Below are 12,837 nucleotides of genomic sequence, written 5' to 3' on the forward strand. Positions count from 1 at the left end.
ATCGCTACGAGTACCGGGCTCATCGTGGGCGGGGTCTCTAAAGGCGAACCAAACCGCGCCTTGCCGCCTGCCGCTTTAGCCGGGCGCTATGGCCTGCCGCCAGCATCGCCCGCGAGCGGCACCGGCAGCGGGACGAGGACGAGAGGGAGAGCGATGGACAGGGGCACGGTTCAGGCGGCGGGGACGACCGGGACCGGGGTGTGGTTGCGCCGGTACCACGACACCGCGCGGGCACCGGTGCGGCTGGTGTGTTTTCCGTTCGCGGGCGGCTCGGCGAGTTACTTCTTCGGTCTCTCGCGGCTGCTCGCCCCCGGCATCGAGGTCCTGGCCGTGCAGTATCCGGGGCGGCAGGACCGTCATCAGGAGCCGTGCCTGGAATCGGTGGCCGCCCTCGCCGACGGCGTCGTCGGCCAACTGCCCTCCGACGGGCTTCCGTTCGCCCTGTTCGGGCACAGTCTGGGTGCCATCGTCGCCTTCGAGGTGGCGCGGCGGCTTCGGGACACGGCGGGTCCTGGTGACTCGGCGGGTCCCGGTCTGCCGGCGCACCTGTTTGCCTCCGGGGGCCTCGCGCGGCCCTACCGGCCGGCCGGCTCGGCGCGGGCGCTCGGCGACGGGGACCTCTTGGCGCATCTGCGGGCGATGGGCGGCACCGACGAGCGGTTCTTCAGCAGCCCGGAGCTGCAGGCCCTCGTCCTGCCGCCGCTGCGGGCCGACTACCGGGCCGTGGGCACTTACCAGCCGCCCGGTCCTGAGCGGCTCGGCTGTCCGATCACGGCGCTGATCGGTGACGCGGACGGGCGGACCTCGCCCGAGCAGGCCGCGACCTGGCAGGAGCGCACCAGCGCCGCCTTCGACCTGCGGGTGCTGCCCGGCGGCCACTTCTATCTCGACACCTGTCAGGAGCAGGTGGCCGGCATCATCACCGCCGCCCTGGGGGCGGGGCGCCCCACGGCGCCGGCGGTCACGGGCACCTGACGGGGAAAGTCCCTGGCGCGCTCGGCCGGGGGAGGTCGGAGCGCGCCAGGGGGGACCGTACGCGGCAGCCGGGGGGACGGTGGGCGCGCGCGGTCGTCTTTTCTTGTGGGGTCCCGCGTGCCCCGCGGGTTGGCTCCGGGGGCACGCGGGGGCCGCACGTGGCGGACGGGGGGCCGCCGCGTACGACGTTCTGGTGGGGGCGGGGTGCTGTCCCGCCCCTTCCTTCGGTGGCTGTCCGATATCGGCGACAGCCTTGGTCAGGGCTTCAGGGCTTCAGGGCTTCCAGGCAGTACAGCGCCTCGTCCAGGGCCGTGGCGAAGTCCATCTCCGGATCGTTCGCCCACTCCAGCGAGATCTGCAGCATCACTCCGAACACGGCCCCGGTGTAGGCACGTACCGAGGCATCGCCCGGTGCGCGTCCCGCCCGCTTGGCCACTTGCTCGGTCATCACCTGCATGGTCCGGCTGATGTTGCCCAGGCTGGCCCCCCAGAGCTCCGGCTCCGAGATGATCAGCACCCACCGCTCACGCTGCAGGGCCAGTTCCTGCTCGCTGATGTCCTTCAGCATCGAGCTGATCGCCTGCCGCTCGGCCTGAATCGGCGTCAGGTCGGGCGACTGTGCCTGGAACATCATCGCGAAGGGCAGGTCGTAGTCGTGAGAGAAGACCAGGTCCTGCTTGGTCGCGAAGTAGCGGAAGACGGTGCTGGGAGCGACCTCGGCGGCCTCGGCGATCTGCTCGATGGTCGTGGCCGAGTAGCCCTGTTCCCTGAACAACCGCACCGCCTCCCGCTGGATTGCGGCCTTGGTCCTGGCTTTCTTGCGTTCTCTCAGGCCAGGCACCGTTTTGGCCTGGTCAGACTGCGTCTGCGGCTTCATGCTCAGATTCTGCGGTCTTCGGGGTGCTCTGGCCAACATTGCGCGGCAGCCACACGACGGCCAGCAGCACTCCGACCAGGCCGAGGGCCGCGGAGACCACCAGGACGATGTCCAGACCGTGGACGAACGCGGAGCGCACCGAGTCGGCGAGATCCGAGGACTTGATCGCCTTGGCCACTCCCAGGCCACCGAACACGGAGTCCTGCGTCGCCTCCTTGGCGGCTGCGGGCACTCCGTCAAGGTCGAGCTGGCCGCGGTAACCGGAGTTGAGGATGGATCCCAGGATGGCGGCACCGAAGCTTCCGCCGAGCGTACGGATGGCCTGGTTGACGCCGGAGCCGACACCGGCACTGTCCTCCGACAGCGCGCCGAGGGCCGAGTCCATGACCGTGGGAAGCGCGAGGCCGAGTCCGAGTCCGTAGGCCGCTGTCCACGCGGCCGCGAGTCCTGTGCCGCTGCTGGTGTCCGTGGTGGCGCCGTAGAACAGGGCGGCGGCCAGCAGCGCGAAGCCGATGCCGACCGCGGTCTTCGGTCCGACCGCCTTGGCGACCTTGTTGGCGACCGTCACGCCCACGAGCAGACCGCCGACCATCGGAAGGAGCCGGAATCCGCTGCCCATGGCGTCGGTGCCCAGGACCGCCTGGTAGTACTGCGGCATCGTGAACAGCACACCGAACATGGTGAAGTTGATCAGTGTGCCCATCACGGTGCCCGAGGTGAACCGTGCCGAGCGGAACAGGGCCAGGTCGACCAGCGGGTCGGTCACCCTCTTCTCCCAGAGCACGAACACCACCAGGGCGAGCAGACCGCCGATCATCGGCGCCAGCGTCGTGACGTCCGTCCAGCCCTTCTCGCCGCCCTGGATCACTCCGTAGGTCAGCGCGGCCAGGCCGACGCTGGAGAACACCAGGCCGCCCACGTCGAACCGCTTGGCCTCCTTGGCCTTCGACTCCGGCAGCCACGCGGACACCGCCATGAAGGCGAGGATCACGACCGGCACGTTGATGAGGAAGACCGATCCCCACCAGAAGTGGTTGAGGAGGTACCCGCCCAGGATCGGCCCCAGGGGGTAGGCGAGCATCGCCGCACCCGCCACGGCTCCGATCGCCTTGGGCCGCTCCTCGTCGGAGAACATCACCGGCAGCAGCGACAGCGTGGTCGGCATGATCAGCGCGGCGCCCAGGCCGAGCACCGCACGCGCGGCGATGAAAGTGCCCGAGTCCGTGGAGTAGGCGCAGGCCAGCGAGGCCACGCCGAAGATCACCAGGGCTGTGAGCAGCACCTTCTTGCGCCCGAACCGGTCCCCGAGCATCCCGGCGGGGATCATCCCGGCCGCGAACACCAGCGTGTACGACGTGACGAACCACTGGAGCTCGACGTTGTTCGCGTTCATGTCGTCGGCCATGGCCGGCAGCGCCAGGCTCAGGATCGTCACATCGAAGCCCACGACCATCGACGCGAGCACAAGCGCTCCGACGGCCCACCACCTGCGGGAACCCAGATCAGACACGAGAGTCCACCTCCTAACGAGAGTTCAATATCTAGTCGGAGCGTACTCTCATTTTTTTCCGCTGGGTACCACCGGCCCCGTATGGATCCCGACAAGAACGCGACGGACCCCCTTCACGAGAAGGGGTGGGTGGGGGCGGGGTGGGGTTGTTGAGGGGCGGGGGTGGGGTTGTGACGGCCTCAGGGGCGCCGTGACGCTGGCGGCATGACGAAGAACGCGACGACCAAGAAGCCCCCGACGGTGAACAAGACCGTCGCCCCCGAGCCCAGCAAGATCGGCGACTACTACGACCACAAGGTCTTCGACCTGATGACCCAGCTCGGGGACGGCAACCTGCACTACGGCTACTGGTTCGACGACAACGACACGGCGACGTTCGACCAGGCCATGGTCCAGATGACCGACGAGATGATCCGGCGCCTCGACCCGCGCCCCGGCGACCGCATCCTCGACGTCGGCTGCGGCAACGGCACTCCGGCCATGCAGCTGGCCCGCGCCCGCGACGTCGAGGTGGTCGGCATCTCCGTCAGCGCCCGGCAGGTCGAGCGCGGCAACCGGCGGGCGCAGGAGGCCGGCCTCGGCGACCGGGTCAGGTTCGAGCAGATCGACGCCATGAACCTGCCGTTCGACAACGGCTCCTTCGACCACGCCTGGGCCTTGGAGTCCATGCTCCACATGCCCGACAAGCAGCAGGTCCTCACCCAGGTGAACCGCGTGGTGTGCTCCGGTGCGCGGATGCCCATCGCCGACATGGTCTATCTCAACCCCGACCCCGGCCAGCCGCGGACCGCGACCGTCAGCGACACCACCATCTACGCCTCGCTGACCGACATCGGGGACTACCCCGGCATCTTCCGCGCGGCCGGCTTCACGGTCCTGGAGCTGACCGACATCACCCGTGAGACCGCCAAGACCTACGACGGCTACGTCGAGTGGATCCGCGCCCACCGGGACGAGTACGTCGACATCATCGGCGTCGAGGGATACGACCTCTTCCTGCACAACCAGGCAGCGCTCGGCAAGATGCCCGAGCTCGGCTACATCTTCGCCACGGCGCAGCGCCCCTGACTCCGTGCCGCCCGGACCCGGCCCCGGCCGTGCGTCGCCGCGCACGGCCGGCCCCGTCCCCGCCCCACGTCATCGCCTCGCCCCCCATCCCAAGGGCCCGCCTGTGAAATCCCTTCGTATCCCCGTGTCAGAGAGCGTCTCCCTCAACGTCCGGCACCGGCCCGCGGGCGGGCCGCAGGCCGCGCACCGGCCGTTCGTCCTGCTGCACGGCATGCTGTCGAACGCCCGGATGTGGGACGAGGTCGCCGACCTGCTGGCCGCCGCCGGGCACCCGGTGTACGCCATCGACCAGCGCGGGCACGGTGCCTCCGACGCGCCGCCCGACGGCTACGAGAACGCGGCCGTCGTCACGGACCTGGCCGAGGCGCTCGCCGCCCTGGGCCTGTCGGACGTCCTGATGGCCGGACACTCCTGGGGCGGACACCTGGCCCTGCGTCTGGCCGCGGAACATCCCGGCCTGGTGGCCGGTCTGGCCCTGGTCGACGGCGGCTGGTACGAGTTCGACGGACCGGTGATGCGCGCCTTCTGGGAGCGCACCGCCGACGTGGTCCGGCGCGCGCAGGAAGGCACGACGAGCGCCGCCGACATGCGCGCCTACCTCAGGTCCACGCACCCCGCCTGGTCGCCCGCCGCCGTCGAGGCGCGCCTCGCCGACTACCACCTCAGCCCGGACGGCCTGCTGATCCCCCGTCTGACCGCGACTCAGGTGATGTCGATCGTCGACAGCCTCCAGCGCGAGTCCCCCGGCGACTGGTACCCCAAGATCACCGTGCCGGTCCGGCTTCTTGCCGTCATCCCTGCCATGCCCCAACTGGCCGACTCCGTACGCGACTGGGTGAGCGCCGCCGAGGCGGCCCTGGACCAGGTGAGCCTGCGCTGGTACCCCGGCACCGACCACGATCTGCACGCCGGCGCGCCCGACCAGGTCGCCGCGGACCTCCTCCAGCTGGCTCGAGACGCGAACGCGCACCCGGTGGAGACGGCCTGACGGCAAGACGGGGGTTAGAGCCGCTTAAGCAGCCGCGGCAACCCTGGCAACGGCAGCGCGGGGCTCACCCCTGCCCGCCACACTTGAGGCTTCACGCGCGAGACAGGAAGGCTGACCATTCCCGTGGCCAACGAAGAGAAGCTCGTCGAATACCTCAAGTGGACGACCGCGGAGCTGCACCAGACCCAGCAGCAGCTGCGCGACCTCAAGGCCGCACAGCACGAGCCGATCGCCGTCGTCTCCATGTCCTGTCGTCTGCCCGGCAAGACGCGCACCCCCGAAGACCTGTGGGAGCTGGTGGCCGCAGGCCGCGACGCCGTCACCGGCTTCCCCGACGACCGCGCCTGGGAGATCACCGAGGACCCGCCGTACGCGGAGCTCGGCGGCTTCGTCGACGACGCGGCCGGCTTCGACGCGGGCTTCTTCGACATCGGCCCCACCGAGGCCGTGGCCACCGAACCCCTGCAGCGCCTCATGCTGCACCTCGCCTGGGAGACCGTCGAGCGCGGCCACATCGCCCCGCACACTCTGCGCTCCACCCTGACCGGTGTCTACGTGGGCGCCACCGGGCACGACTACGCGACGCGTCTGGAGACCGCGCCCGACGAGCTGCTGCCCTACCTCGGCGGCGGCACGTCCGGCAGCCTCGTCTCGGGCCGTGTCGCCTACGCCCTCGGCCTCGAAGGCCCCGCCATCAGCGTCGACACGGCCTGTTCCTCCTCCCTGGTTGCCATCCACCTGGCCTGCCAGGCCCTGCGCCGCGGCGAATGCCACCTCGCCCTCGCCGGCGGCGGCACCATCATGTCGACCCCGCACACCTTCCTCGCCTTCTCGCACCAGAAGTCCCTCTCCCTCGACGGCCGTTGCAAGTCGTTCGCCGGCTCGGCGGACGGCATGGGCCTCGCGGAAGGCGCCGGCCTCGTCCTTCTCGAGCGCCTCGGCGACGCCCGGCGCAACGGCCATCCCGTACTCGCCGTCATCCGCGGTTCGGCGGTCAACCAGGACGGCGGCGGCTACGGCCTCGCCGCCCCCAACGGCCCCTCCCAGCAGCACGTGATCCGCGCCGCCCTCGCCGACGCCCAGCTGACCCCGGACCAGATCGACGCCGTCGAGGCCCACGGGACGGGCACGCCCATCGGCGACGCCATCGAGGCCCAGGCCCTCATCGCCACCTACGGCGCACACCGCTCCCCGGACCGCCCCCTGTGGCTCGGCTCCGTCAAGTCCAACACGGGACACACCCAAGGCGCCGCCGGGACCGCCGCACTCATCAAGATGGTCCAGGCCCTGCGGCACGACACGCTGCCCCCCACCCTCCACATCGACCGCCCCACCCCGCTCGCCACCTGGAAGAAGGGGGCGGTCCAGCTGCTCACCCACGCGGTCGACTGGCCCCGCCGCGACGAGCCGCGCCGTATCGGCATCTCCGCCTTCGCCACCTCCGGCACCAACGCCCACCTCATCCTCGAAGAGCCTCCGATGCCCGCCGCGGCCACCGGCTCACCGGCCGCGCCGACCGGAGCGGCCTCCGCACCCGCCCACCCCGTGGCCTGGCCCCTCTCCGCCCGTACTCCCGAAGCCCTCCAGGCCCAGGCGGAAGCCCTCGTCGCGCACCTGGCCGCCGCCGACCCCGCGCCCTCCCCCGCCGAGGTCGCCCACTCGCTGGCCGCCACCCGAACCCCCCTCGACCACCGCGCCGTCCTCATCGGCTCGCGCCACCCCGAACTCCTCGCCGCCGCCCGCGCGCTGGCCGCCGGGGACGATCACCCCCAGCTGACCCGGAGCACCCTCGACGGCAACGCCAAGAGGATCGCCTGGCACTTCGGCGGCCATCCCTCAGACTCCCTCACGCACGGCGCCCATCTCTGCGCCACCTTTCCCGTCTTCGCCACGGCCTTCGACGAAGCCTGCGGCCTCCTCGGCTCGCATCTGGCTCACCCCCTGCCGGCCGATCCCCTGGACTCACCCGACCCCGCCCACGTACAGCACCTTCTCTTCGCGCTCCATGTCGCGCTCGCCCGACTGCTCGTGGAAGCCGGGGTCCGACCCCACACCCTCACCGGGGACGGCGTCGGCCACATCGCCGCCGCCCACGCGGCCCAGGTCCTCACCCTCGACGACGCGTGCCGCCTGGCCGTCGCCCATGCCACCGCCGACCCCGAGAATTCCCCCGCCCCTGACACCTACGAGGCGGTGCTGAACCAGCTCACGTTCCATCCCCCCACGCTCACCCTGACCAGTACCGCCCCGGACGACGCCCCCATCACCACCGCCGACTACTGGCACCACCACCTCACCTCGCCCCCCTCGGCCCCCTCCACCACCGAGACCCACACGCTCTTCCAGCTGGCCGGGACAGCGCCGGACACCGACGCCGCGCAAGACCTCCTGGCCGACCTCGCCCGGCTCCACACCTCGGGCACCACCATCGACTGGACCCGTCTCGTCCAGCACTCCCCCCGCCCCCGGACCGTCGACCTCCCGACCTACCCCTTCCAGGCCACCCGCTACTGGCTGCACGACCACACCACTGGCACCACCAAGTGACCCACCGACAACCCACTTACACAGGAGCGTTCATGACCAGCACCGCCAACACCCCGGACCAGGACGGCACCGAGCTGGAGCAGCAGCTCGCCGCTGCCACCCCCGAGCAGCGCGAGCAGCTCCTCACCGACACCATTCGCACCCAGGCCGGCACGCTCCTGAGCACCGCGCTCGCCGACGACAGCAACTTCCTCGAGAACGGCCTCAACTCCCTGACCGCACTCGAACTCACCAAGACCCTCATGGGGCTGACCGGCATGGAAATCGCGATGGTCGCCATAGTCGAGAACCCCACCCCCGCCCAGCTCGCCCATCACCTCAGCCAGGAGCTCGCCCACACCACCGCGTAGCCGGCCCAGCCGCCGCACTCTCGTGTTCGGCGATCCGGTGGGCGGCGAAAGCCACCCACCGGACGGTCCACCCGACGCCAGATTCCCTGTGCGGGAGCCCCGGTGCGGTCAGAAGCGCACCGCGTACGAGACGCGCCGCCGCAGGGACTTGGTCCGCTGGGCCTCGTGGAAGCGGGCGTCCTTCTCCAGGACCTCGGTGGCCTCGCGCACCCTCGTGCCGGCTCGTTCGATCGCTTCGTCGAGCGGCATCACCAGCGGCAGGTCGAAGATCTCGACGATCCGCTCCACGCGTTCGCGGACGGTCCCGCCCACCACGTGGTAGGGGATCTCCAGCTCCTCCAGGGTCTCGATCAACAGGTCGTCCGACATCTTCCGGAACGGCTCGGAGACGGGCCGGTGGCCGTCGGCCTTCATCTCGAACTCGACCGGCAGGTGCACGTAGACGTCGTAGATCCGCTTGGCACGGGCCTTGGCGACTGCTCCGTAGGCGTCCATGTACTGGCGGTAGAACCGCTTCACCGGGAGCCCGGCGATGTTCTTCACCGTTCGCAGGAGCAGGTTCGCCCCTGGGTTGATGCCAACCCGCATGCGAGCCTCACCGTAGATCCACTCGTGGATCACGGAGCCGTCCGAGATGAACGGCCCCTGGCCCGACTCGTTGTGGATCCGCTCCTCGAGCCGGCGTAACCCCAGCATCGTCAGTTCCATCGCGGTGAGTTCCTGGACCTGCTTGCCCGGTACGAGGTCCAGGAGGATCTCCCGGGACGTCATCGCGTGCGTGCGGGGGATGCCCGTCGCCATCGACAGTGTCTCGGTCGTGGTGCTCTTGCCGCTGGAGTACGTTCCGGAGATCGCCAGGTGCAGACCGCGCTGCGGGGTGTTCGTGTCCCCCATGGAGTGCTCTCTTCCCCTTGTTGGTGGCCCGGCCGCAGCCGGGCGTGAGGTGATGTGGTCAGCCGCCAAGGCCCAGACCTCCGCTGACCGGCAGGACCGCTCCGGTCACGAAGCGGCCCGAATCACCGGCGAGGAAACGCACGGCGGCCGCGACGTCGGCGACCTCTCCGGCGCGGCCGAGCGGGGTGATGGCCAGCAGGTGTTCGCGCCGGCTGTCGGTGATCTCCCGGCTCATGTCCGTGTCGATCAGGCCTGGTGCGACGATGTTGACCGTGATGTTGCGAGGGCCCAGTTCCCAGGCGAGGGAGCGGGCCATGCCGAGCATTCCGGCTTTGGCGGCCCCGTAGTTGACCTGGCCCGGCGCTCCGTACGCGTAGGTCATGGAGGAGATCAGCACGATCCGGCCCCAGCGCGCCCGCACCATGCCGCGCACGGCGCGTCGCATCGTACGGAAGGCGCCGTGCAGGTTGACGTCGACGACGTCCGTGAAGTCCTGCTCGTCCATGCGCAGGAACAAGGTGTCCCGGGTGATGCCCGCATTGACGACGAGCACTTCGACCGGCCCGTGCACCGCTTCCGCTTCCTTGAATGCGGCGTTGATGCTCTGGGTGTCCGTCATCTCGGCGCGTACGCCGAGCAGTCCGTCGGGCGGTGGGGCGTCACGGTGGGTGACGGCCACGTGATCGCCGTCGGCCGCCAGGGCGGTCGCCACGGCGAGTCCGATACCTCGGTTGCCGCCGGTGACCATGACCGATCGTCCCATCAGTGGCTCCTCGGGTCGGTGACATCGTTCGCCTGCCCGCCGCGGCCCTTGGCCGTCCGCTGCCGGGTGAGCGTGAGGTTCTGTGCGGCCGTCGCCACGATCAGGAGGCCGATCTCCCCCAGGCTGGGGAAGGGGTCGCATCCGACCGCCGCGCCGGCGTGCGGGTCGGTGACCCGCACGCCGAGCACTCCGCTGTCGGTGTGCCTTGGCTGGTTCACCGGATCACCGCGCCGAGGCGGTCGCTGCCGCGCAGTTGTGCGACGTATCGGCGAACAGATGCTCCACGGCGGCCGCCAGACGGTCCGCCGTCAGTGCGCTCGGCAGCAGCCTGCGGGCGAAGCGCGGGCTCGGTGGCTCTCCCTCGCGCCGTTCCTCGGTCATCAGCGGCGGCAGGAACGCCGTCGGCGTACGGGACAGGGCCGCGTCGCTCTCCGCGAGGAAGCGCAGGGCGCGCTTCCTGTGTGCCTCGGGCAGCCAGTCGAGGAACGGCAGACGGACGTCCACCACCTCGTCGTCCGTGCGGTCCGCGGAGTCGGCGCCCACCCGGTCGCCCGGCAGTCGGCAGGGCGCGGCCCGCCACTCCTCGCGCAGCATGGGTACGCGGCTCCGGGCCTGGTCGAGCAGGACGAGCAGCGGCCGTTCGCCGTCCAGGTGCTCGCGCACCTCGGCACGCTGTGCTGCGTCCGGCCACAGTCCCGTCGGTGTCCAGTGTCGCGCTCCCGGACCGGGAGCGGGCTCGTCCCAGAGCACGCGAGCCGGTCCTTCGAGTACGACGAGCACGTCCCCTAATCGGAGCGTGGGTGTAAAGCGCATGATCTCTTTCCCCCGTTGCGTTTCTTTCGTTTCTTTCGTTTCTTGCGTCCGGGCACACCGGACCGCTATTCACCCGCCTCATGATTCCGGCGCACCGGAACACGATGAAGGACGGGAGGAATTCAGCGGCAAATGGAATAGGTATGCGCCGGTGGTGGAGTCGGCCGTGCAGTCAGGCGGCGGCGGGCAGGCGGTGCGCCAGCCAGCAACGGCCGTCGATTCCCGCGAAGTCGTCGACCGCCAGTTCCGCGGTGCGCCAGCGGGCGTCGCCCATGGACAGGAGCCGGGAGCTCTCGGTCCGCACGGTCGGGATGAACGTGCGCCCCAGGGGGCGCACCGGTGTGCCCGCGCCGATCACGAAGCGCCGCATCCAGAGCGTGTCGCTGTTGCCGCGGGAAAGGCCGTCCTGTGCGTAGAGCAGGACCTGGGCCAGCTGGGCCACGCCCACCAGCGCGTCGACCAAGGAGACCGACGGCCCGTAAGCCGCTTCCGCCCCGCAGGTGGGCGCGTCATCGTCGGTGGCGACGACACGCTGCAGCCCTCGGATCTCCTGCCGGTCGAGGTCGACGCGGACCTGCTCGGCGTGCTGTTCGCGCTGCTTGTAGCCCACGCCGTAGTGGCGGGCCCGCGCCGGTCCGAGCGCCTGTTTCTCGTCGGAGTACGTGGCCGGCGCCCCCGCCTTGCCGCCCTGTTCGTGCACGAGTGTGCAGCGCACCTTGAGGCGCCCGACCCGGCAGTCGAACGTACTGGCCAGGGTGCCGTGTTCGTCGGTCGGACCGTCCACGGCGAGGAGCCTGCCCCGCACGGGAAAGCCCGCGAGATCCTCATGGGGCGTGCTGCCGGCGCGTACGTCGGCGTGGCGCAGCCAGATCCTGCGCCGCTCGACGGGACCGAGCCCGAAGGCCCGGCCGATGTGCGTCTCCGCCAGGTTCGCGGCGAGCACCAGCGCGTCGATGCTGCTCAGGTGCGGTCGCAGTTCGCCGGCGCCCGTCTTGCGGGACCAGTCACTCGGATACGTGAGCGTGCCGCGCGCGGTGACCAGCGCGCCCGGCTCCGCGGAACCGTCGGTGGTGATGTCCTTGAGGCTCTGGATGACGCGCTTGTATCCGCTGCCGAAAAAGCGGGAGCTGCCAGGTCCGAGGCAGCTTTCCAGAGATCCGTATAATAATTCCTTGTTGCTCATTCCCCGTTTACCTTCCCCCGTGTCGCGGACCATGCGGCCCGGACAGAAAAAAGACTATCCGCCGAGGAAACGGAAAAGCAATTAGTAAAGGGAATCTGTGACGGCCTCCACAGATCCACATAAAGAAAGCCCCAAAAAGGGATTCATTAATTCCATTTGGACGGAAGAATTTCCCGGATCGGGGCGGGTCTCACTCGCAGGCGATCACGCGCGGCCAGCGGTCGGCCAGCAGATCACCGAGCAGCGCCCGCAGCCGCTCCCGGTCCTTTTCGGGCACGGCGGAGAGGAAGTCCTGCTCCACGGCGTCGACGGCGCTTCCGGCGCGCTCCAGTGCCTCGCGGCCGTCGCCGGTCAGGCTCAGGATGTAGCGCCTGCGGTCCGACGGGTTGCGTCGCCGCTCCACATGGCCGGCCTGCTCCATCTCGTCGATCAGAGCCACCATGGTCGTCGGGTCGAGATGGAGCAGTCTGCTCAGATCCTGCTGGGACAGGCTCAGATCGCCGTCCAGTGCTGCCAGGACGTAGAAGTAGCGCAGGCGCATGCCCTGCGCCATGAGCACGCGCTCCGCGTCCTCCATCAGGATCGACCCGGCCTTGTTCAGCAGATAGCCGGTCCTGCGGACGAGGGGGAAGTCGAGCCCGGCGGGTTGCGCCGGGGTGGGCGTCGCCTGTGTCATCCGGGCCGTTCCCCTTTACAGCTGAGATCTCGGTGAGCGACCGGATCTGGGGATGCCGTTCTTCGGCAGTGCCGAACGTCCCCTGCGCCGATCGTCGATCACGTCAAGGGTACTGGCGGTGACACCGGCCTCCAAGGCCCGTGTGAACCCCACGTGGGGCCCCACCATAGGGGCGGGGTGCCCCGCCCGGTGC

The 12,837-nt window shown here is 70.1% G+C and carries 13 protein-coding genes; 5 read left to right on the forward strand and 8 right to left on the reverse strand.

The genetic code is table 11. The features are described 5' to 3' along the window. Positions 1-153 precede the first annotated feature (153 nt). On the forward strand, positions 154-975 hold the full coding sequence (locus ACFUPX_RS29510) for a thioesterase II family protein (protein ID WP_383329222.1): 822 nt from the start codon (positions 154-156) through the stop codon (positions 973-975). 265 nt (positions 976-1,240) lie between these two features. On the opposite strand, the gene ACFUPX_RS29515 is transcribed toward ACFUPX_RS29510, so the two are convergent. Then, on the reverse strand, positions 1,241-1,852 hold the full coding sequence (locus ACFUPX_RS29515) for a TetR/AcrR family transcriptional regulator (RefSeq protein WP_383329225.1): 612 nt from the start codon (positions 1,850-1,852) through the stop codon (positions 1,241-1,243). Then, on the reverse strand, positions 1,830-3,362 hold the full coding sequence (locus tag ACFUPX_RS29520; RefSeq protein ID WP_383329228.1) for a DHA2 family efflux MFS transporter permease subunit: 1,533 nt from the start codon (positions 3,360-3,362) through the stop codon (positions 1,830-1,832). The genes ACFUPX_RS29515 and ACFUPX_RS29520 overlap by 23 nt, the downstream gene beginning before the upstream one ends. Positions 3,363-3,566: 204 nt before the next feature. Here ACFUPX_RS29520 and ACFUPX_RS29525 point away from each other — a divergent pair, with 204 nt between their 5' ends. The 4 genes from ACFUPX_RS29525 (at position 3,567) to ACFUPX_RS29540 (ending at position 8,315) form a co-directional block, all read left to right on the forward strand. Continuing rightward, entirely contained in the window at positions 3,567-4,430 is an 864-nt protein-coding gene (locus ACFUPX_RS29525; protein WP_383329231.1) for an SAM-dependent methyltransferase, read from the forward strand. A 124-nt stretch (positions 4,431-4,554) separates the two neighbouring features. Then, a complete protein-coding gene (locus ACFUPX_RS29530) occupies positions 4,555-5,418 on the forward strand; it encodes an alpha/beta fold hydrolase (protein WP_383329234.1) in 864 nt (287 codons plus the stop codon). Positions 5,419-5,541: 123 nt separating this feature from the next. Then, positions 5,542-7,965, forward strand: a complete 2,424-nt coding sequence (locus tag ACFUPX_RS29535; RefSeq protein ID WP_383329237.1) for a type I polyketide synthase — start codon at positions 5,542-5,544, stop codon at positions 7,963-7,965. A 32-nt stretch (positions 7,966-7,997) separates the two neighbouring features. Beyond that, the gene (locus ACFUPX_RS29540) at positions 7,998-8,315 is read left to right on the forward strand and encodes an acyl carrier protein (RefSeq protein WP_383329240.1); all 318 of its coding nucleotides are present in this window, start codon (positions 7,998-8,000) and stop codon (positions 8,313-8,315) included. A 108-nt stretch (positions 8,316-8,423) separates the two neighbouring features. Here ACFUPX_RS29540 and ACFUPX_RS29545 read toward each other — a convergent pair whose 3' ends face one another. The 6 genes from ACFUPX_RS29545 to ACFUPX_RS29570 all read right to left on the reverse strand — a co-directional run bounded on the left by ACFUPX_RS29545 (position 8,424) and on the right by ACFUPX_RS29570 (position 12,644). Continuing rightward, complete coding sequence (locus ACFUPX_RS29545) at positions 8,424-9,209, reverse strand: AAA family ATPase (RefSeq protein WP_383329243.1); 786 nt, start codon at positions 9,207-9,209, stop codon at positions 8,424-8,426. A 58-nt stretch (positions 9,210-9,267) separates the two neighbouring features. Beyond that, the gene (fabG, locus tag ACFUPX_RS29550; RefSeq protein WP_383329246.1) at positions 9,268-9,972 is read right to left on the reverse strand and encodes a 3-oxoacyl-ACP reductase FabG; all 705 of its coding nucleotides are present in this window, start codon (positions 9,970-9,972) and stop codon (positions 9,268-9,270) included. Further along, on the reverse strand, positions 9,972-10,190 hold the full coding sequence (locus ACFUPX_RS29555) for a hypothetical protein (protein ID WP_383329249.1): 219 nt from the start codon (positions 10,188-10,190) through the stop codon (positions 9,972-9,974). The genes fabG and ACFUPX_RS29555 overlap by 1 nt, the downstream gene beginning before the upstream one ends. Positions 10,191-10,194: 4 nt before the next feature. Continuing rightward, the gene (locus tag ACFUPX_RS29560) at positions 10,195-10,635 is read right to left on the reverse strand and encodes a hypothetical protein (protein ID WP_383329252.1); all 441 of its coding nucleotides are present in this window, start codon (positions 10,633-10,635) and stop codon (positions 10,195-10,197) included. Positions 10,636-10,957: 322 nt separating this feature from the next. Further along, a complete protein-coding gene (locus ACFUPX_RS29565) occupies positions 10,958-11,968 on the reverse strand; it encodes an AvrD family protein (protein ID WP_383329255.1) in 1,011 nt (336 codons plus the stop codon). 190 nt (positions 11,969-12,158) lie between these two features. After that, positions 12,159-12,644 carry a MarR family winged helix-turn-helix transcriptional regulator gene (locus ACFUPX_RS29570; RefSeq protein ID WP_383329258.1) on the reverse strand — a complete coding sequence of 162 codons (486 nt, stop codon included), beginning with the start codon at positions 12,642-12,644 and terminating at the stop codon, positions 12,159-12,161. Positions 12,645-12,837 lie beyond the last annotated feature (193 nt).

Source organism: Streptomyces sp. NPDC057302 (assembly GCF_042667685.1).
GTDB lineage: Bacteria > Actinomycetota > Actinomycetes > Streptomycetales > Streptomycetaceae > Streptomyces.